22 protein-coding genes are annotated in these 20,070 nt (G+C 51.9%); 9 read left to right on the top strand and 13 right to left on the bottom strand.

Annotation, left to right across the window (positions count from 1 at the left end; translation table 11 throughout):
* Positions 1-153 precede the first annotated feature (153 nt).
* Positions 154-756 carry an RNA polymerase sigma factor gene (locus J7I43_RS17390; protein ID WP_209147126.1) on the bottom strand — a complete coding sequence of 201 codons (603 nt, stop codon included), beginning with the start codon at positions 754-756 and terminating at the stop codon, positions 154-156.
* 158 nt (positions 757-914) lie between these two features.
* Between J7I43_RS17390 and J7I43_RS17385 the strand changes: the two genes are divergently transcribed.
* Together J7I43_RS17385 and J7I43_RS17380 are read left to right on the top strand one after the other, a co-directional pair.
* Positions 915-2,006 (top strand): DUF695 domain-containing protein, encoded by a 1,092-nt coding sequence (locus J7I43_RS17385; RefSeq protein ID WP_209147125.1) that lies wholly within the window; start codon positions 915-917, stop codon positions 2,004-2,006.
* 115 nt (positions 2,007-2,121) lie between these two features.
* Positions 2,122-2,532 carry a DoxX family protein gene (locus tag J7I43_RS17380; protein WP_209147124.1) on the top strand — a complete coding sequence of 137 codons (411 nt, stop codon included), beginning with the start codon at positions 2,122-2,124 and terminating at the stop codon, positions 2,530-2,532.
* Positions 2,533-2,607: 75 nt separating this feature from the next.
* Here the strand turns inward: J7I43_RS17380 and J7I43_RS17375 are convergent, their stop codons facing one another.
* The 3 genes from J7I43_RS17375 to J7I43_RS17365 form a co-directional block, all read right to left on the bottom strand.
* On the bottom strand, positions 2,608-3,171 hold the full coding sequence (locus J7I43_RS17375) for a hypothetical protein (protein ID WP_209147123.1): 564 nt from the start codon (positions 3,169-3,171) through the stop codon (positions 2,608-2,610).
* A 424-nt stretch (positions 3,172-3,595) separates the two neighbouring features.
* On the bottom strand, positions 3,596-4,807 hold the full coding sequence (locus J7I43_RS17370; protein ID WP_209147122.1) for a DUF763 domain-containing protein: 1,212 nt from the start codon (positions 4,805-4,807) through the stop codon (positions 3,596-3,598).
* A gap of 69 nt (positions 4,808-4,876) precedes the next feature.
* A complete protein-coding gene (locus J7I43_RS17365) occupies positions 4,877-5,860 on the bottom strand; it encodes a helix-turn-helix transcriptional regulator (RefSeq protein WP_209147121.1) in 984 nt (327 codons plus the stop codon).
* Between the two features lie 149 nt (positions 5,861-6,009).
* Here J7I43_RS17365 and J7I43_RS17360 point away from each other — a divergent pair, with 149 nt between their 5' ends.
* The 4 genes from J7I43_RS17360 (at position 6,010) to J7I43_RS17345 (ending at position 9,513) form a co-directional block, all read left to right on the top strand.
* Positions 6,010-6,789, top strand: a complete 780-nt coding sequence (locus J7I43_RS17360) for a lysophospholipid acyltransferase family protein (protein ID WP_209147120.1) — start codon at positions 6,010-6,012, stop codon at positions 6,787-6,789.
* The gene (locus J7I43_RS17355; protein ID WP_209147119.1) at positions 6,786-6,956 is read left to right on the top strand and encodes a hypothetical protein; all 171 of its coding nucleotides are present in this window, start codon (positions 6,786-6,788) and stop codon (positions 6,954-6,956) included. The genes J7I43_RS17360 and J7I43_RS17355 overlap by 4 nt, the downstream gene beginning before the upstream one ends.
* Positions 6,957-7,095: 139 nt before the next feature.
* Positions 7,096-7,506 carry a hypothetical protein gene (locus J7I43_RS17350; protein WP_209147118.1) on the top strand — a complete coding sequence of 137 codons (411 nt, stop codon included), beginning with the start codon at positions 7,096-7,098 and terminating at the stop codon, positions 7,504-7,506.
* 282 nt (positions 7,507-7,788) lie between these two features.
* Complete coding sequence (locus J7I43_RS17345; protein ID WP_209147117.1) at positions 7,789-9,513, top strand: hybrid sensor histidine kinase/response regulator; 1,725 nt, start codon at positions 7,789-7,791, stop codon at positions 9,511-9,513.
* Here the strand turns inward: J7I43_RS17345 and J7I43_RS17340 are convergent, their stop codons facing one another.
* The 3 genes from J7I43_RS17340 to J7I43_RS17330 form a co-directional block, all read right to left on the bottom strand.
* Positions 9,514-10,482, bottom strand: coding sequence for a terpene synthase family protein (locus J7I43_RS17340; protein ID WP_209147116.1), 969 nt, complete (start codon positions 10,480-10,482; stop codon positions 9,514-9,516).
* Positions 10,483-10,824: 342 nt separating this feature from the next.
* On the bottom strand, positions 10,825-12,507 hold the full coding sequence (locus J7I43_RS17335; RefSeq protein ID WP_209147115.1) for a RagB/SusD family nutrient uptake outer membrane protein: 1,683 nt from the start codon (positions 12,505-12,507) through the stop codon (positions 10,825-10,827).
* Between the two features lie 11 nt (positions 12,508-12,518).
* Positions 12,519-15,539: a SusC/RagA family TonB-linked outer membrane protein gene (locus tag J7I43_RS17330; protein ID WP_209147114.1), complete on the bottom strand. Its 3,021-nt coding sequence runs from the start codon at positions 15,537-15,539 to the stop codon at positions 12,519-12,521.
* A gap of 306 nt (positions 15,540-15,845) precedes the next feature.
* Between J7I43_RS17330 and J7I43_RS17325 the strand changes: the two genes are divergently transcribed.
* A complete protein-coding gene (locus tag J7I43_RS17325) occupies positions 15,846-16,628 on the top strand; it encodes a sterol desaturase family protein (protein ID WP_209147113.1) in 783 nt (260 codons plus the stop codon).
* 58 nt (positions 16,629-16,686) lie between these two features.
* Here J7I43_RS17325 and J7I43_RS17320 read toward each other — a convergent pair whose 3' ends face one another.
* Both J7I43_RS17320 and J7I43_RS17315 read right to left on the bottom strand, forming a co-directional pair.
* The gene (locus tag J7I43_RS17320; RefSeq protein WP_209147112.1) at positions 16,687-17,163 is read right to left on the bottom strand and encodes a hypothetical protein; all 477 of its coding nucleotides are present in this window, start codon (positions 17,161-17,163) and stop codon (positions 16,687-16,689) included.
* A gap of 97 nt (positions 17,164-17,260) precedes the next feature.
* Complete coding sequence (locus J7I43_RS17315) at positions 17,261-17,455, bottom strand: hypothetical protein (RefSeq protein WP_209147111.1); 195 nt, start codon at positions 17,453-17,455, stop codon at positions 17,261-17,263.
* Positions 17,456-17,583: 128 nt separating this feature from the next.
* On the opposite strand from J7I43_RS17315, the gene J7I43_RS17310 reads away from it, so the two are divergent.
* On the top strand, positions 17,584-17,979 hold the full coding sequence (locus J7I43_RS17310; RefSeq protein ID WP_209147110.1) for an iron chaperone: 396 nt from the start codon (positions 17,584-17,586) through the stop codon (positions 17,977-17,979).
* A 7-nt stretch (positions 17,980-17,986) separates the two neighbouring features.
* Here the strand turns inward: J7I43_RS17310 and J7I43_RS17305 are convergent, their stop codons facing one another.
* The 4 genes from J7I43_RS17305 to J7I43_RS17290 form a co-directional block, all read right to left on the bottom strand.
* On the bottom strand, positions 17,987-18,283 hold the full coding sequence (locus tag J7I43_RS17305) for a hypothetical protein (RefSeq protein ID WP_209147109.1): 297 nt from the start codon (positions 18,281-18,283) through the stop codon (positions 17,987-17,989).
* A 47-nt stretch (positions 18,284-18,330) separates the two neighbouring features.
* On the bottom strand, positions 18,331-18,588 hold the full coding sequence (locus J7I43_RS17300) for a hypothetical protein (protein ID WP_209147108.1): 258 nt from the start codon (positions 18,586-18,588) through the stop codon (positions 18,331-18,333).
* 108 nt (positions 18,589-18,696) lie between these two features.
* On the bottom strand, positions 18,697-19,119 hold the full coding sequence (locus J7I43_RS17295; protein WP_209147107.1) for an SRPBCC family protein: 423 nt from the start codon (positions 19,117-19,119) through the stop codon (positions 18,697-18,699).
* A gap of 134 nt (positions 19,120-19,253) precedes the next feature.
* The gene (locus tag J7I43_RS17290) at positions 19,254-19,556 is read right to left on the bottom strand and encodes a hypothetical protein (protein WP_209147106.1); all 303 of its coding nucleotides are present in this window, start codon (positions 19,554-19,556) and stop codon (positions 19,254-19,256) included.
* 134 nt (positions 19,557-19,690) lie between these two features.
* Here J7I43_RS17290 and J7I43_RS17285 point away from each other — a divergent pair, with 134 nt between their 5' ends.
* The gene (locus J7I43_RS17285; RefSeq protein ID WP_209147105.1) at positions 19,691-20,029 is read left to right on the top strand and encodes a YciI family protein; all 339 of its coding nucleotides are present in this window, start codon (positions 19,691-19,693) and stop codon (positions 20,027-20,029) included.
* Positions 20,030-20,070: the final 41 nt, after the last annotated feature.

Below are 20,070 nucleotides of genomic sequence, written 5' to 3'. Positions count from 1 at the left end.
TAGCGGAAAAATGGAGAAAAACTACAGCGGTTCACGGTTATTTGCCCGTCAATGCCCGGTACGCTCCGCGACAAAAAGCAAAATACTACCATATGCGAATGTGATCGCAAAAAGCTTTACATAATTAACCGGAACTGAAAAATGAGCGAAGGTTTACCTGGACAACACCCAGAAAAAAGCCCAAACGATCCAGTGGGCGCCGGAAGGATGATTGGCCAGCGCTTTTCGGAGACTTGCAATGGCCTGTACGATGTAACTTTTGATCGTGACGCGGGAAACGCCCATGGTAACGGCGATTTCCTCATGCTGCATGCCTTCGTAACGGCTGAGCCGGAAAGCACGCTGCTGTTGGGGTGGCAACAGCCTTATCGCCTGCTGGATGGTACGGTCCAGCTCGCGCAATTCGGCGGTTTCGTCTACCCTCTCCGCGCCGTCTTCCCGGAAGCACGACAGCACATATTGCCGGTAAGCGTCCTGCGAAGCCAGTTTGCGGAAGCGGGAATAGATCATGTTCCGCGCTGCAATGAAAAGGAAATTCTCCAGTTTCTCCACGCCCGCCAGCGACACGCGTTTCTCCCAAAGCATGGTGAATACGTCCTGTGCAACGTCTTCCGCCACGGAAGCCGATTTCGCAAGCAATAAAGCAGTTGAAAAAACGGCATCCCAATGCCGTTCGAAAATAACCTGGAAGGCATGTTCGTTTCCGTCCGCAAGCAGGCGCAGCAACTCCTTTTCACTATGTGGAATATTCCGCATGAACAAATAGACGGGATAAGACTGTTAAAACGATTTTGGTGATTGTACTGAACTAAAAGTAGTAAAAATTCGGAAGACCGCTACAAAACGCAAAAAAAATCCGCCCTGCATTGGCAGGGATGCAATTTATTGTATTATTGTTCCATAAACCCCTCCCTATGCGTTTCATCAGCAGGTTATTCGGCAAAAAGGAACACGCGAAAACCAATACTCACGCGGCTTTCTGGGCCTGGTTCGCCAGCCGGGAAAAAGAATTTTACAAAGTGCTGTTCAAAGGTACCGACATCGACAGCCGGTTTATGGATAAAGTGATCCCGCAGCTGCACCAGCTGAACGTTCAGTTCTATTGTCTTGCCGGAAAATACGACGAACAGACCGTGGAAATGGTGATCTCCGCCGAAGGCGACATCAAATCTTTTGTGTTCGTGGAAGACCTGGTGGCAGACGCTCCCGCCCTGCCCGGCTGGAAATTCACCGCCCTTAAGCCCGGCCTTGGTTTCGACATCAAGATCGGTATGGGCGGCTACGAGTTCAGCCGCGACAATATCAGTTTCTACAGCAATGAAAGCAGCGAATATCCCGATCAGATAGACATTACCTTCGTTCATCCCGGTTACACCGAAGAAAATCATAAAGAGATCGGCAACGGCATTGTGATATTCCTCGAAAATGCGCTCGGCGAGCTGGATACAGCCACACTGATAGACAATATCGATTTCGGCCCCGCTGATAGTGAAAAAGAATTGATCCCGCTGGAAAAACTGGAAGATTTCCTGCGCTGGCGCGAAAAAGAATTCGTGGAAAAATACAAAGCCACGCGCAGCAACAGCGACAACGACCTGTATTCCGTTGTGGAAGGGCGCAACAGCTACAATATGCCGCTGATCGCCTGCATTAATTCTGAATTGCTGGAGTGGGATGCCAAACCTTCCCATCCCTGGATGATGGTGGTGGAACACGAATTTGAGTGGGACGAAAGCGGCATGCCTTCGGCGGAAATGCACGAACGGCTGGGCAAATTCGAAGACGAACTGCTCGCCGGTCTTGCCGGTACGCCCGGGCACTTGTACCTCGGCCGCAACACGGAAGGCGGCTCGTGTTTTATTTATATCGCCTGCCGCGAATTCCGTGAGATCTCGCGGCAAACCGCCGCCCGGATCGAAAAATACCTGCTGAAACGCAGCGTGAACTACCGCATCTACAAAGACAAATACTGGATGACGATGGAAAAATTCATTCCCGCACCCTGATCTATGAAAACGTTGTTTATGCAAATCACCCCGCAACAAAGTCGCAATTGACCCCGCTGAAATCTAAATATTCCCCTTATTTTTGATGCGTACTTAACCTACAAACCATTTCTATATGAAAAACACCCTCCTGCAAACCCGACCGCTTAGCACTGACCTGGCTGCGCTCCTGTTAAGACTGATTTTCGGCGGCCTGTTTATTTACCATGGCTGGCAGAAACTTTCCAATTACGAAGTAATGCTCACCATGTTCCAGGATATAATCGGCATCGGCATTAAACCCACGGTAATACTCGTGATCTTCGCGGAGTTCTTCTGCGGCATTTTTGTGCTGCTGGGTTTCTTCACGCGGCTGAGCGTGATCCCGATCTTTATTACGATGTTCGTGGCTTTTTTTGTGGCGCATGGCAAAGACCCTTTCCAGGTGAAGGAACTGCCGTTTGCGTTCCTGTTGCTTTCGCTGGTGGTATTTGTGTTGGGGAGCGGCAAATATTCGCTGGATGCGGCCTTCCGGAAAAACGGGTAAACAATCAAACTTTAAAAAATAAAAAGAGCGGTGAAAAAATTCATCGCTCTTTTTTTATGATTACGACAGATGAGGTTAGAACCTTGCGCTGATACCGGCTTTCGTCCAGCTGATATCATATCCTAATTCGGCGAATACGCTGATGTTAGGCGTAAAATAATAACGGCCGCCGGCCACTACGCCTACAAAAGGATGCACGCTGTTATCGTCTATCAGTACGCCGGGAGCGCCGTCTGCTTTATAACTCTCGGTACGCACGCCGATCAGTGCGGCGCCATATACGTTGTACTTTTCAGTTACCAGCTTTTCCCAATAGTAGGTGCCGCGCGCGGCGATCAGCAGGGTGTTGAATTTATCTTTGTAACGATTGTCGCCGATATTGTATTTGTAAGACATGCTGCGGTAACCCACGATAGCGCCAACGCCCAGCAGGCCGGGCCCGATCTCTTTGGGCCAGATGCGTTCGTAGGAAACGCTCAGCGCAGGGAAACCACCGTAAACGGAATTAAAAGAGTATGTGGAGCCAAAGCCGATGCCGACGTTGATCACATTGTCGTTAAGGGAAAGTTTTTGAGAATAGGCTGTTGAGCACAGCAAAAGGAAAAACAACGTAACCGGATAAAGGGTTCTTTTTTTCATGAATGATCTGTTTTGATTCGGCCCGCAAATTATAACATAATTCAATGCCGGAACCATCATTCCCGCTGAGTTGTCATATTTACCGGTTAAACTGTAAAAGCCGCTACCAGGGAGCAGGTAGAAGGTTCTACCGGTTTTCGGGTATTTTCATTTTTACCGGTGTTTAAAACGTCGTGTAACCCATTTCGTTATATGTTTAACCGCAGGAAATTTCCTTTTAGTAAAGTTATCAAGGAACCGTCGTATTCCCGGCATCGAACCGATCAGCCTATTTTTCAATTAAGCTATCATTTCGCCTTGTTTTGGTCCTCAACATTGGTTCACATGGGCTGGCGTATATCTCGCGGGTAGGGTTATGCGCGCAAGATTTCCGCTAACTTAGAGGTGGGAAACAAAAAAATCGTGTAACCGGAACAGTTATACCTCAAAAAAGCACCAGCTGCGTGGCTTTTTTCCCTTTCGGCGGCTGCGCTTTGCCGAAAACCGTTCTGCCGCCATATCGCCAGGATTCATCACGTTCTTTTTGTACCAGTTCATCGAACCGGTCATTCGGCACAAAATCCTTTTCAGCAATTACCGCCAGGCTGTGCAAGGCTTTGATCGCCTCCTGTTTTTCGGAATGCCCCAGTTTCGCCTTGTGCACGGCCGTTTGCAGCGTGGCGATGGTTTCGTCGTATACTTTAACAGGAACGGGAAAAGGGTGCCCGTCCTTCCCGCCGTGCGCGAACGCAAAACGCGCGGGATCATGAAAGCGGGCGGGTGTGCCGTGTATCACCTCGCTCACCAGCGCCAGCGACTGGATCGTGCGCGGCCCGGCGCCCTGCAGTAACAGCAGCTCCTCGAAATTCCGGACGGACTGCTCATGCGCCATCCAGAGCACGGTGCCGAGCCTTTTCAGGTCTACGTCTTCCGCACGCACGTCGTGATGCGACGGCATTATCAATTGCTGGATCTCACGCATCATCAGCTCCGGTTTTTCCTGCGCCAGCTGTACGATGCCCGTACGCGCGGAAGCCGCTTCGCGGGCGGTAAGGTTGAGAATGGGGCCAACGTTCTGCCCGCAAACCGCTGCATGCGGCTCTTCCACGAAAGACCGCACCTGCCCGGAATGCCAGTGATAACGCCGCGCCATCTGGCTGCCAGGGCTCATCCCCTGCTGGATCACCGTCCAGTCCCCCCGCTGGCTGACGATAAAATTATGCGTGTACAACTGGAACCCGTCCTGCACGGCGGTATTGTCTACCTTGGCGCTGAGCTTGCTGCAGCGCGCGAGATAATCACCGTCCAGCCCGGTGCGCTCCGCCACTTCAAACAGTTCCGCGGGCGCTTCGCGGGAAAAACGGCCTTTGCCGCCGCAAATGTAAAGGCCCAGTTCCTTCGCCCGTGGATTGACGGCCCGTTTGAGCGCGCCCATCACCGAGGTGGTGATGCCGGATGAATGCCAGTCCATCCCCATCACCGCTCCCAAACTCTGGAACCAGAAAGGGCTGCTCATACGGCTGAGAAAGGCGTCGTGCCCGTATTCGAGAAGGATGGATTCGGTAACGGCCAGCCCGAGCTTTGCCATTCTTTCGGCAAGCCAGCGGGGCACATAGCCGTAGTGTAAAGGCAGATCTGCCGATCCGGAACGTTTCATACTAACAAATTTAGCATTTTTTCCTGGAACCTGCCGCACAAAAGGAACGGCTGTTGCTAATTTTTTGAGCTATTTCAGCCGGCCGGGACTGACGCCGAACTTTTTCCTGAACTCGTTGCTGAAATGCTGGAGGGTGGAATAACCCGTTTCATACGCCACTTCGGTGACCGATTTCCCGCCGCCGCGGATCATGTCGCGCGCCATTTCCAGCCGGTGCGATTTCAGGTAACCGAATACCGAGGCGCCGAACATCTTTTTAAAACCGTTTTTCAGTTTGAACTCGTTCAGCCCCGTTTGTTTGGCCAGCATGCCCAGCGTAGGCGGGCGGTGCAGGTCGTGCAGCAATATTTCCCGCGCTTCGCGCACTTTGTTCATATCGGCCATGCTCAACGTTTCGCGGCCGGCCGTTCCGCGGTTCGCCATTTCCAGCTGGCCGCATTGCAGCGCCAGCAGTTCCAGCAGTTTCGACTGCAGGAAAAGGTTCATCAGTCCGCCCTGGTAACTGCCCTCCTCTATTTCCTGGATAATGGCCGTCATGCGCGGCGTAAGCGGCAGATTAGGGCTTTGGAGGTATGGCGCGGGTTTGTTGGCCGTGATGTTTTCCGCCAGTTGGTTCATTACCGGCCCGGCATGTTCGGCCAGTTGAAGGAAACGTTCGCGCTGAAAGCCCAGCAGCAGCACTTCCAGGTTGGGCTGCGCGGGCAGTTCCGTGCGGAGCGAAGTGTAAGGATTGATGAAGATGTTGTGCTGCCGTGGCGCGAACTTTCGCGGACCACCGCCGGAATGCGCCGTGGTAACAAGATGGCCCTGCTTTACAAAACCCATTCCCGGCAAAGGCGCCTGCTGGCTGGTAGACAGCACGATGTGCTCGAAAACCTCGATGTTGAGCGAACTGATCATCATGCCGTCAAAAAAATGCTCGCGCAGCCGCACGTTCCAGAAAGGCGTCGATTCCGACCGCCATTGGTTCCATTCCGAAGGAGGCCCTAATTGTTTTTCGCCGGGGGAGCTGTATAAAATCTCGTTCGTTCCGAATCTGTAAATCATTTCCATAGCTCAATTCCATTTTACGCAACAAAAAATCCGGATACTGCAATACGCCGCGTGGATGATTCCGTCTCTTTGCTCCATAAACAGAACGGGCCCGGCGCGTGATACCCCTACGTGCGTGCTGTCCGTTCCGTTATTTTAACAAAACCGAAATGATCTACCTGATTGTATACAAAGTGCTGGGCTATCGTTACGCCGTGGTGCTGCAGAACCTTTCGCGGTCGTTCCCCGAGCGGTCGTACGAGGAAGTGCGCCAGCTGGCGGGCGGGTTTTACCGTCATTTTTCGGGGATATTCTCGGAAATGGCGCTGATGCTGTTTACTCCCGCCGCGCGTGTGAAAGAACGCGTCCGGGTAAAAAACATCGATCTGCTACAGTATTATCACGCGCAGCAACGCAATGTGATGATCATGCTGGGGCATTACGGCAACTGGGAATGCCTGAATGTGCTGCCCGCCAAAACGTTTATGAACATACACGCGGTGTACAAGCCGCTGCGCAACAAATTTTTCGACAAAATAATGCGCAGGCTGCGCACGCGTTTCGGGCTGAAGCTGGTACCCGCGGACAAAGCGGCGCGGCATATGCTGGCTTCGCGCGATTGTGCGGGCGCATATATTTTCGTGGCCGATCAATGCCCCGGCAACGGCGCGCATACGATCGATTTCCTGCGTCAGCCCACACCGGTGATCACCGGGGCGGAACGGCTCGCCCGGGCGACGGGGGCCGTTGTGCTGTATGCCACCGTCGGCAAGGCTGAAGCCCCCGCAGCCTGGGAAATATCCTTTCAACTTATCACCGACGCACCGGGCGAATTGCCGCCTTTTGCAATAACGGAGCGGTTTTCGCGCCTGCTGGAAGAAGACATCCGCCGCCAGCCGCAGTATTGGTTATGGACGCACCGCAGGTGGAAAAAACGCCCCGCTTTATGATCACTTTTCTCCTTATCATTGGCGTGTTTTGCGGGCTGTTGCTCGTTATCTCCGGCGTATTGGCCGCGCTGATACTCGTGCTGATGCACCGCAGCCCTTTGCCCGCCGAGCTCGCATATTGCCCGGTTCATTACGACGACGGCAACTATTGGGAAGGTTGTGCATGAAAAATCCATGCCTGTAACTTTTGCATGTTCATGCCCGTTACACTAGCACAACGGAACCTTTTATGAAAACTTTTATTCCCTTATTGTTATCCGCCCTTCCTCCGTGCGGCAGATAATCGATTTACCTGAAAAATATGCCATGAAAATCACCACACTGTCTACGCTGCTGTTCGTTTTACTGCTCTCCGCGGGATGCAAAAAGGACGATCCTCCTTTCCCTTCCATTGCGGGCACCTGGGAAATCCGGGAATCTTTCGATGTATGGGAACATATTATGTACGACCCCGGCAACGGCAACCGGCTTGTATTTGAGAAAGGCCATTACGCGGTGTACAGCGGCGGCGGGCTCAGCGATACCGGCCCGTACCTGGCGGAAGATCAAAGGCCCGAAGAAGCGCCCGAAACGCGTTTCCGGCTTTTGCTGAATCCCCGCATCAAAGACAGGGAACATACGCTCTATTATGAATTCGATGAAAAAGGCCGCCTGATGCTCATGCCTGACCCCGGGTTTACGGACGGCGGGCTTGTTTATTACGAAAAGATCAAATAAAAAAGGGCCGCTTTCTTCAAACCAGCCGTCATGGCTTTTCTTCACCCGTCTTAACAAGCCCGTCACATACATACTGCGATATTACCGCAGGTAACGGAAACTGCCTGCTACGCAAAACCAGCCATTAATACGTACCATTAAATCTGAATATCTTCGTTCGGCCGTTGCTCCGGAGATATCATTCACATTCATTTAACAAAAACGGTTGGGGATTTTATTACCTTCGATGCCACAACGGATATACCACTGTTCAACGGATACACCCAAACAAACTCCTCACGCATGGAGCCCCTTCAATTTTTCAAGCGCTGGTTTGCGACTGTTTCGCAAGCCGGCAGGTCTGTCGTGCATGCCGGCGCTTCCGGGCTGGAGGAAGACGCCCGCAAAAAAGTGCTGCTCGTCAACACGCTTTGCTGCATCACCGCCATACTCGCTTTTGCCGTAGGTTACGTGTTTTACCGTGCTACCGGTTTGCCACGGATCTACATCCCCGCGGCTATCGAAGGCGCGTTATTCACTTTTATCATCGCGCTGAACGGTTTGCGGCGTTATGGCGCGGCCAGCGTAGGTTTGCTGCTGGTGCACTGCGCCGGCGCTTTATATTTTTCGATGCTGCTCGGCCAGCTGATGAATTTTTCCCTGATCGTCGTTTTTCTTTTCGGGCTTTGTTTCCTGGTGTATTCCCAAAAACGCCAGCGCATCCTGGGGCTGGCAGCTACCGCGTTTACGCTGGTTTTCCTCGAACTGAACTTCTATTTTCATTTCTTCTCCCCCATCGAAATATCGCTGCGCAACCAATTCCTCTTCCGGTGGATCGCCATGCCCTCGTTTTTGCTCTTTGACGCGCTGGTACTGTATTATTATATCCGGGAAAACAAACGTCTTTTCCAGCAGGTGAAAATGGTAGTGTTCAAAACCACGCACGAACTGCGGAACCATCTCACTTCCAATTCCATTTTACTGGAGCTGTTGAAAAACGATGCGAAGGAAAACCCGGACCTGGAGCGCATCCGGCCGTATATCGACCAGCTGAGCGTGATCAATGCCGGCATGAGCAACGTTGTCAGCAACGTACTGAGCATGGGCGAGATCGAAGGCGGAAAAATGGACGAGCTGGAAAATCATACTTTTCACATCCGCCCCTTTCTCAACAACATCGCCGGCATTCACCGCATCAAAGCCAGGCTGAAAGGCGTGGTGATCAAGCTGCATATCGACAAAGGCATACCGCCCATTATCGTGAGCGACAGCCACCAGCTGAACATCGTGATCACCAACCTGCTGTCTAACGCCGTGAAATACGCGGACGAAAACAGCGAGATCACCATGAAAGTATTGACGGCGGACGCGTTTTTCCGCATCTCCGTCAGCAACCAGTGCCCCGAGATCCCGGGCGACAAACTGAAATATCTTTTCGAAAAGTTCTTCACCGCCAAAACCGACCACCAGGAAGGCTCCGGGCTCGGATTATACATCGTGAAAAACATAGTGGACAATTTCGGCGGCGCCTGCGGCGTAAAAAGCAATGCGCGCGAAACCACCTTCACTGTAAAACTGCCGCTCAAAACCGGCCACCCCTGCAATCTCCCGGAAGAGCACGACAATTACATCTACCGGATGGAAAATGCGCTGGTGCTGTTTGCGGAAGACGACCTGATGAATCACCGCCTGCTGTTCAACCTGCTGCAGTCTTTCGGCTGCACCGTTTCCGGCAGCATCAACGGCGGGCAGCTGATCGAAACGCTCGGGCAATGCAACATCCTGCCGGACTGCATCCTGCTGGATGCGCAGATGCCGGAAATGGGCGGACTGCAAACGCTTCGTTACATCCGCAGCCACCCGGTGTTCCAGGATATTCCCGTTATTTTCATCACAGCCAGGACCGACAATAAAGACGAACTGCTCGAGGCAGGCGCTTCCGCCGTTGTGCCCAAACCATTCGACAAAAAAACGCTGTTCAGCGTGATCAGCCGACATTTGCAAAGCGTGAACGCAGATCATTATTAACTACGCCATTTTCCCCGGCTGCAGGTCCAGGCTGGGATGCCCGCCTTTTTTGTAGCGGTCGGTGAGCTGCAGCGTCCAGTGCAGGTACCCTGCGATCATCAGTTCGAGATTGTCCACATACTCGTGCACCGCGCCGTTGTATTCCCTGAAATCGGGCAGGGATGCGCTGATGCAGACAAATTCCGCCACGTCTTTATCATGGATCTTCAGCATTTCCACGTATGCTTCGCTGAGGGAGCAGCCACAGTGATGTTCCAGCATCAGCACAAGGTTCAATACGTCGTGCCCTTTTTCGAGGTGCGCGGAAAAGTAGTCGTTGCTCCAGGACAAAATACGGCAGGTAAGCCAGGCGAGCCTTTCAAGGTAAGGATGCCTGATAATGTACTGTGGCAGCACGATGCCTGTAATGGCTTCGGCAAGGTTTACCATGGGCAGCACGTTCACCGCTTTGGTGCGAATGGCCATGAAAGTGTCCATGTCGGGGAAGATCATGGGCACGCGGTATTTCGTTTCTTCTTTAAGGCCCTGGAAATACAGTTCAATGCTTTCGCAAAAACGTTCCAGCCATTCGTGATCTGCGATGGCGAGCAGTTCTTCGCGCATGAGCGGCAATGTGGCATAGAGCGGATCGTTGCTGGTGAAGCGGCCATGGCGCAATGCCTGTAGCGAAATATCCTCGATAGCCTGTACCTGCTCCGGCGAGGAAAATTCATAACTGTCGTCTACCGTGAACGCCCAGATAAAAAACCTGCAAATGGCTTGCAGCTGCTGCACGGATGCTTTGGGGAATATACATCCTCCGCAATGGCCCATGCCGGTATGCATGTATTTCCTTTTCACTTTCTCCGGCAAAAAACCGAAATGATCGTTTACCCAAAGATGAATAATGGTTTCCATTTGCCGGGCATGCGGATTGGTACTGTGGGTAAAGGGGTAATGCAATGTGTTTGCATGCAACATGTCTCCCATAACGTTGGTTTAATGGTTAATAATCGTAATATATGGAATGGTCATATCCGTTCAACACCGCTCCCTGCGGGCTGTTCATGCCTTAAGCTTGCATATACGTAATGGAAGAGAAAAAAAGAAAGTCTGTGTTTTTTCAAAAAAATGCGGGCCTGAAAAACACAATTATAAGTTACACCAATCAGTTGGTGTAACGATGGGCCGGTTCGTTAATGTGTGTGCGGGATGGGGTTGGAATCGGTAATGGAAATGTCTTTTTTTGTTAATGCAGTTTTGAGGGAGGATAAAAAAAACGTGCGGCTTTAAGGGCCGCACGCGCTGATGATAGAAAAATTGGTTGATGAATTAATAACCGGGGTTCTGAACAAGGTACCCGGGGATAATAGAAGCCCCGTCCATCGCGGTTTGCGGGATGGGGAAAATGCGTTTGTTTTTGTCGGTGTTGGTTTTCTCCGTCCAGGTGCCTTCGTATTTGCCGAAGCGGACCATGTCTGTGCGGCGCTGGCATTCCCAATAAAACTCGAAGCCTCTTTCGCGGAACAGCAGGTCGAGATTGATGGCGGCGAGCGGTGCGGCGGGCGTGCTGGCCGTTCTGGAAGCCCTTACGAAGTTCACGTCGGCGAGCGCGGTGGCAGCCGGGTCTCCCCTTCTCAGTTTGGCTTCTGCGCGCATCAGGTATACGTCTGCAAGGCGCAGTATCACGATGTCGTGCTCGCCGAAGTTGCGGCCGCTTACGGAAGTTTTGCTGAATTCGTATTTGGAAACCCTGAAACCGGTGTTGTAATCGCTGCCGGCAACGGTGAAGTCGCACAGTTCGGTGAATTCAACGGGTTTGGTGGGTTTGCTGCGGGTGTCGTAAAATAGCGGGCCTACTTTCATTTTGCCGTCGCTGCATTTGAGGAACACGCCGCCTTTGCGGATGAGCCCGTATTGCTGGCCGCGCAGGATGCCGCGGTTGATATTGAACTGCGCCGCTTCTACGCAGGTATCGTTCGGATGCGAATAAATGGTGAGGTTTTCCTGATAAAAACGGGGATCTGCGGCCGCCGGGTCTATCGGCGCGTACGCGTTCACCCAGCTGCGGTAAAAATCGGACGTAATGCCGGGACCATCCGTTCCGTTCGCACCGGTGTAAGCGGGCAGCGGGAACTGGTCGCCGGAAAGGGAGAAATACGCCATGCGGTTATGCCCGTTCAGATCGGAACGCTGGTCTACCGCGAAGATCAGTTCTTTGTTGGTATGGTTCTCATCGTCGAACAGCGCGAAATAGCTTGGAGACAATGTATACTGGTTGCTGTTAATGATCTTGTCGCAGTATTCCACCGCTTTGTCCATGTCCGCTTTCTGGAAAGTAAAAGCAGCGGCATAACGGTCGCGGTAAACGGCCGCATTGAGGTGCAGGCGCGCCAGCAGGCCCCATACGCCCGCCTTGGTGATCCTGCCGGGACCGGTGTTGTTGTCCAGCACGGGCTCGGCGGCTTCAAACTCCGTCCTGATATAGTTCATCGCCTCTTCTCCCCTCAGGATCACCGAAGTTTCGCGGGGATCTTCTTTTTTGAACACCAGGCCGAACAGGTCGAGCGTAAGCATGTTGTAATACGCCCTCATCGCCCGGGCTTCCGCCAGGAATACTTTGGCGTTGGCGTCTTTGTTGTTGGGCAGTTCCGTAAGCGCTGTAAGAGAACGGGAAACGCCCTGGAAAATATTGTTCCAGGTGTTGCGCACATTCGGGTCGGGACTGGTGGTTTCGTGTTTGTGCAGGGAAAGATAAATGCCATTGTCTCCCCAATCTGTACCGCCCCTGTAAGGCAGAATGGCTTCGTCTGTGGATATTTCCTGCAGCGCGAAATAATTGGTATGGAGAAAGATGTCCGGCAGCTTTGCATACACAGGGGCGATGAGGCCCTCGGCGATCTCTTTGTCTGTTGCGCCGGTGGAAGACGTTTCATCCAGCACTTTCTCATCCAGCTTCGTACAACCTGCAAATACCGAGAAACCCAGCAGCAGCGTTAATATTTTCTTATTCATGATCCGGGATATTAGAATGAAACATTTAAGTTAAAGATGATAGACTTCGCTTTCGGGTAGCTCAGGTAGTCTACGCCGTAAGAAGTGAAATTGTCGATGGTGCGGTCTGTGTTCACTTCCGGGTCGTACCCGTCGTATTTCGTGATCACGAAAAGGTTCTGGCCGGTAACGGAGAGCCGCAGCATGGAAGCGTATTTGCTGATCCCCAGCGCTCTTGTGTTGAAATTGTATCCGAGCGTCAGGTTATTGAGGCGGAGGAAAGAACCGTTTTTCAGGTACCGGGTGCTCACGGGAGCGGCGTTGTTTACGGATTCCTCGGGATATTGTACGGCTTCGGGTGTGGTGTTCACGCTTTTGGAAAGACGCAGCTTGTAAAAGTTGGCGTTGGCCGTGTTGTCGTACACCTTGTTGCCGCCTACGCCATTGAAGTTGGCCAGCAGGTCGAAACCTTTGTATGCCACGCTTGCGTGGAAGCTGTACATTACCTTGGGCAATGCGGTGCCTGCCGCAATGCGGTCTTTATCGCTCACGATGCCGTCTCCGTCTACATCGCGGTATGTGCTGAGACCGTCTTTATCAAAACCCGTCCATTCCTTCAAAAAGAAGGTACCCAGCGATTCGCCGTTCACATAACCGTTGATGGTGGCCGATGTAAGCCCCGCGCCGGAAGCAGAGCCCGACGGGATAACGGTATACGGCGAATTCCGCAGTTCATTCTGCAGCAGGGTCAGGTTGCCGCCGAGATTAAAATTCATTCCGCCGGTGGATTTATAATTGTATTCAAGGTCAAGCTCCAGGCCCTGGTTCACCACCTGCGCGTTTTTATTATTGATATAAGTGTCGCTGGAAGGCTGTATCGGGTCTGCCACCACTACTCTCAACAGCATGTTGCTGGTCACTTTCCTGAATGCGTCGATGCTGCCGGAAAGCGCGCCGCCGAGGAAACCGAAATCGAGACCGACGTTCGTCTGTTTGGAAGTTTCCCACTGCAGATCAGGATTGGCAAGGCGTGTGAAGGTGGTGCCCCCGGGATATGCGCCCGTGGGGTACAGGGGGTAGCTGGTGCCCGCGGAAACGCTCGTTGTATACAACGCCTGCGTAAGTTTGGGCGGTATCTCCTGGTTGCCGGTAGCGCCCCATCCCGCGCGTAATTTCAGGTTGCTGAAGAAAGAACCTTTCATCCATTTTTCCTCGCTTATTCTCCAGCCTGCGGAAAATGAAGGGAAATAACCGTACTTGTTGTTTTCACCGAATTTGGTAGAGCCGTCTGCACGGAAGTTGATGGTGAGAAGATAACGATCGTCGAAGCCATAGTTGATCCTTGCGAAATAACTCTGCAGCTCGTTCTCTATGGCAAATCCGCCGGGTTTGTTGGCCGCCAGCGTCAGTTCCTGGCCGAGACCGGGATTGTAGATGGGGTCTACCGGCGTGATCGGGAATTTATTGATGCTTGTATTGCGGCCCTGCTGGAAGAATTTCTGGTATGAATATCCCCCGAGCACGAGGAAACTGTGCGCGCCTTTATCGAAATTATAGGTCAGGTAGTTTTCGATCAGCGTATTGCGGTTGTAAACGTTCCAGGTTTCGAGGCGGCCGTCGCGCTGCGGCACAGCGTTGGGCCTGCTCACGATGTCGCGGGTGGAACTGGAATTGTCTATGCCGAAGTTCAGCTTATACACCAGCCCTTTGATGATGCGCAGGGAAGGCGTGATATTGCCGGTTACGCGGTTAATGGTGGTGATGTCGTCTTCCAGCGCCAGCGTTACCAGCGGGTTGTTCATATTCTGGTATTTGGCCGGTTCTCCGCTGGCATCGTATGCCGGGTAGGTCGGGTTGTTGGCGATGGCATCGCCGATCATCGTGCCGATGGGCGGGCGCTGATTTTTAGTATTCGCAACACCCAGGTTCGCTTCGATCACGAGCGCATCGTCCCAGAATTTTTGCGTGGCATTGAAACGGCCGGAATACCGGTCCATATCATTATTTTTCAGCACGCCCTGTTGTTTTTGCATGCCGAAAGATGCGTAGTAGCTCAGTTTATCGGCACCGCCGCTGAGATTGAGATTATAATTCTGCGTGATGGCCGTTCTGGTGATCTCTTTCTGCCAGTCTGTATCGCCGCCCTGGTCGTCTAACAGACCGCCAACATTCACCACTTGCTTGCGGAACTCCGAAGCGGAGTATACCGGCAATGCTCTTGCAATGGTAGAGAAGCCCACGCCCGCGGAAAAACCGAGGGTGGAAGCGCCCGCTTTTCCTTTCCGGGTGGTGATGAGTATTACGCCGTTAGCGCCGCGCGAACCGTAGATCGCGGTAGCGGATGCGTCTTTCAGTACGTCGATGGATTCAATGTCCTGCGGGTTCAGGAAGTTGAGCGGATCGCCGCCGCCAGTGCTGGAATTGTCCAGCGGTAAACCGTCCACAATAAATAATGGCGTATTATTTACACGCATGCCGCCGGGGCCGCGCACCGTAATGCCGAGCATGCCGCCGGGCTCGCCGCTGGCCGATGTCACGTTCACGCCGGCCATCTTGCCCTGCAGCAGTTCCTGCGGCGCGTTGATGATACCTTTGTTGAACTCGGCGCTTTTCAGGGTTTTGGTTGCGCCCGTTACGTCTTTCCGGCTTTGCGTGCCATAACCTACCACCACTACCTGGCTAAGGTCGGTGGATAAGGTCTGCATCAGTATATCCACGGTGGTTTTACCGGCAATAGGCACTTCCTGGGTTACATATCCCACATAACTCACCATCAGCGAGGTGGCGTTATCGGGCACATTAATGGTAAAGGCGCCGTTGTCGTCTGAAGTGGCGGTTTGAGACGCGCCTTTTACACCGATGGTTGCGCCGCCCAACGGTCTGCCGCTGGCCGCGTCTTTAATTGTTCCTTTTACGGTTTGCCTGAAGGAAATTTCATTTCCGGAAGGCGCAACCCTTGCACGCGCACTGGCGGATAGCATGCTGCATTGACCGCATACCAGCAACACAAGAAATGCCTGCGTCATACGGTTAGGAAAGTAGACTTTGTTCATGGAAAGCAATTAAGATTTGATGACTAATACGGGGACGAAAAAAACACTCTCATATTAACGGAATGTTACGTGGAAAATATTTTGACCATAACGTTGAATCTAGCTACCAGACTGACTTTGATTGGTTGATGCCGTAATATAAACGATTCCTGACAAATGGGTTCTGAAATCTACGAAAACGATGTAGTTACATTCCCGCGCGGATATTAAAACTACCCGGCATAATCGATGACGATAAAAATTAATAAAGCGATATTTCCTGATAAATGCGGAAGGGGTATCTTTAACGGAGATTAATAAAATGTTATGATTTGGCTGGACAATTGGCTGCCTGTTTTTTGGATGGTCGCGTTGCGTTATTTCGTGATCGCTGGCCTCGCTTTCCTGATATGGTACCTCGTATTCCGACGTGTTTTATTTTTCAAAAAGATCCAGCGGCGGATGCCCAAAAATAAGGATTACCGCCGTGAGATCCTTTATTCCTGCATTACGATCCTCATATTTTCGGCGGTGCCCGTGCTGATCCTGTACAGCCCTCTCAGGCAATACACACAATATTATAAAGACGCGGCCATGCACGGCGCCCTCTGGTATTTCGCCGCCTTTCCCTTAATGTTCATTGTACACGATGCCTGGTTTTACTGGACACACCGGCTTATGCATCATCCCCGGGTGTTCCCCTGGTTTCATAAGGTGCATCATTTATCGGTAAACCCTTCGCCCTGGGCGGCGTTTTCGTTTCACCCCCTGGAAGCTTTCGTGGAAATCGGGATTTTCCCGGTGCTGCTGTTCCTGATGCCGCTTACGCGGATGCACCTGGTCGTGTTCTTCGCGGTGATGATGGTCTATAACGTTTACGGCCACCTTGGCTGGGAATTGTACCCCCGCTGGTTTGCCCGGCACTGGTTCGGCAAATGGATCAACACTTCCTTCAACCACAACCAGCACCACCAGTATTTTAAAGGCAACTACGGGCTGTATTTCCTTTGGTGGGACCGCTGGACAGGAACTATCCGGAAAGATTACGAAGACCGTTTCGAGACGCACCGGCTGCCTAACGGGAACAGCTATACGGAGCAGGGTGCATAAAAAACGAACAGGGGATGAAACATGTTCCATCCCCTGCCATTCTATAAAATCGGGTTGTTTATTGTACCGAAAAGCTGATCTCGTTCACTTTCTCCAGTCCGCTCATGCCCCCGCCCTGGTACACGGCCTTGTACTGGCCTGGTTTGGTGAGGTCGTAACCTTTGAGAAGGTCTACAGTTACCGACACGCTGTCTCCGGCGGGTACTTTGATATATGCTTCGGCCGGCGGGGGCATCACCCTTTTCGCCATTGCGCCGCGGTACTGCACTTGCGTACCGGCCGCATCTTTGATGTCGAGGAAGGTGCTGATGAAACCTTCGAAGGGCGTATGCCATTTGCAGAACTGGGTGTCTTTCGCGGCATGGTTGTACACCGTAAAGGTCAGCATTACCGGGGCGCCGGCGGGCACCGATGCGGGCACGGACATCACGGTTTCCAGTCCTTCGCCGCCGGAAGCGGTCTTCTGCGTTTGTTTGCAGGCCGTAAAATAGAAAATGGCAAAGCAGGATGCCAGGAATACAAGCAGGTTTCTCATCTGAAAAATTGGGTTTAGGGCGGAAAATTACGGCAATTAGTTTAATTAACTGTTACCGGGCAAACACCTGCTGGGTAAAAAACACCACAACCCGGCTTCAGGAAGGCTTATCTTTGGTATTCCTGATCAGTCCCATGCCCGCAAAAAAGAATACCGCGCCCAGCACTGCGTAGATCACGATCAGTTTGACGTTGCGGGTGCCGCTTCCGCCGTTTACAAAGGTGATGGCCGCCATGATCAGCCCGATCGCGCCCATCAGGGAGAATACGATCCCGAGGATTCTTTTTTCCATAACGACTTTTTAGCCTTTGGGATGCAAATAATGTGCCCCTGTCGCATTTCACCCCTATTTTTGTCGTTACCGCCACGTAAAAACCCCGGCCCGCTTCGTTATTTTTATGACAAACAAAAACGAGTACAATGGCCACCGAAAAAGTAAAACCTGCGACCGTAGACCAGTACATCGCCACTTTTCCCAAAGAAGAGCAGGAAGTAATGGGCAAGATCCGGAAGACCATTCAGCAAGCCGTTCCGGAAGCCGAAGAAGTGATCAGTTATTCGATCCCTGCCTATAAACAGAACGGCTTCCTGATCTATTTTTCGGCTTACAAGGCGCATTACAGCCTCTCCTTCCCCCCTCCTTTCACCGTTTTCGAGCAATTCAAAAAAGAGCTTTCACCGTACGAATCGTCGAAAAGCACGGTACAGCTGCCCAAAAGCATGCCCATTCCTTACGACCTGATCGCCGACATCGTGAAGTTCAGGGCAAAGGAGGCCGCGGAAAATGCAGCGAAAGCGCCTAAAAAGAAAAAATAGGCCGGGATTATTCTTTCGGCCTTACCACCGTGGGCATGGAGGCGGCCAGCGAGCGGATCAGCAACGGCGCGGAAGCGCCGGTATGGAAATAGACGATGCGGTTGTACGTATTCGTATCTTCAAAATAGATATAACCTACGATTCCGGCAATAAGCACTGAGGCAACAAACTTTGTATAGAACCGGAGGGATTTAAAATCAGGCCGCTCGTTTACAGGATTGCGGCAGGCGTCCATAACACCCAAAAGCTGCACCGCCACGGCGCCCAGGATACAACAAACAATGGGTTGGTGAAAAATATTCATGCTGACATCATAAATTCCGGTAAGGGACGAAGCAATCCGTCTCCGAACTAGAATGCGGTTAACAATTGAAGGATAAACGGCGTACGTTTCCTGTATACTTTCCTTGTAGTATAAACTGGTTGCCCATCTTTCAATTTGTAAGGCGACCTCACAAAATCGGGTGATGTAAAAACAATAGTGATTACATCTTCCAGATTTACCGCCGATGCCCTGGAAATTTCGGCTAAAGTTTTCCAGTAGTCATCGGCGAACTTGTCAAACGTGTTGATAAGAATTTGTCTTTCCTTTTCCAGTGGTGTTTTCATAACATATTCCATTTGTTACAAAACGGAATGTACGTTTTTTTATAAAACAAAAAATTTCGCGCGTAGGTACCCACGGCGAAATTTCCTGTTCTGAAAAAATATCTGCGATTATGCTTCCACGTGTTTCTTGAAGTTCTCCAGGATAGCCTGCCAGCCTGCCTGCTGCATTTCAACGGGATTCTGGTCTTCCGCGTCGAAAACGGATACGATCTTCGTTTCGTTGCCAACGGGCGTAAACACCGTTCTTACTTCGCGGCCATCGCCCATCGTGTAACCGATCACTTTGTTTGGCTCCACTTCGGTGTATTCGCCGGCAAAATCGAAACCGAAACTGCCGTCTTTCGCTTCCATCCTGGTGGTAAACGTGCCGCCTACACGCAGGTCGTTCGCAGCGCTGGGCGCATGCCAGTCGGGCGATGCAAAGGCCCACTGGGTGATGTGGGAAGGCTCGTTCCAGTATTGCCATACTTTTTCAACAGGCGCGTTGATGGTCGCTTCGATCGTTACTTTGGTTTTGTTTGAGGTTTGCATATGCGTGCGTTTTTTTGTTTTAAAATTGATGATTGATTTGATAATGCAAACATACGGCCGCCTTTTAAAAACGACAGCGTGCGAATACGACATAAAACAGGCGTTATACGACAAAAGGTAAAATCTCTCCCTTGTTACAAGGCCATGCCCCTTATCAGCACCATTTTCCGGACGCTCAGGTCTTTCAGGTGCAACATTCCCTCCCGCGAGGGGTCAGCTTTAAACCGCTCAAAATCCGCTTCGCTTTTAAAACTCACCAGGTGCACTTCGTAAGGCCGTTCCAGCGTCCCGGCGATCATGCTGTTTTCCTCCGGCCGTATCCGCAGCAGCAATTTGCCGTTATACCGGTCTACCAGCGGCAGCGCCACCGATTCAAATTCCCCGAATGTACTTTCCATGCCGGGATGGATATAAACGAGCTGGGTAATATATATCATGCCTTAAATTTACGAACGGAAAAACGGCCGTTAACCCTGCCCCGGATTTTTTTTCGGGGGATGTCCAATTTTTTCCCTGCCGCGCATTATTGAAATGTAAATCATACATTCATCACCTGTTTAAACTGACATTCATGAAAGAGTTTGCATTATTATTCCGCCAGCCCAGCTACGATTACAGCAATGCGTCGCCCAAAGAAATGGAAACGCTGACCAATAAATGGAAAGCATGGGCAGGCGGCTTGGCCTCCCAGGGTAAGCTGGCCAGCAGCGGGCCGCGTCTCGCCATGGAAGGGAAAGTATTAAAAGCCGGCGGCGTAGTGACCGACGGGCCTTTCGTAGAGATCCGCGAGCGCCTCGGCAGCTTCATCGTGGTAAAAGCCGAAAACCTCGACGAAGCCACTACCCTCGCCCACGGTTGCCCCGCGCTGGAGCAGGGCGGCAGCGTGGAAGTGCGCGAGATCATCGGTTAACCGGAAAGAACCGGCGCGGCGGAACGTTTGGGCCGTTTCCG

Source organism: Chitinophaga chungangae (assembly GCF_017742215.1).
GTDB lineage: Bacteria > Bacteroidota > Bacteroidia > Chitinophagales > Chitinophagaceae > Chitinophaga > Chitinophaga chungangae.
This window is presented reverse-complemented; position numbering and strand designations above follow the sequence as displayed.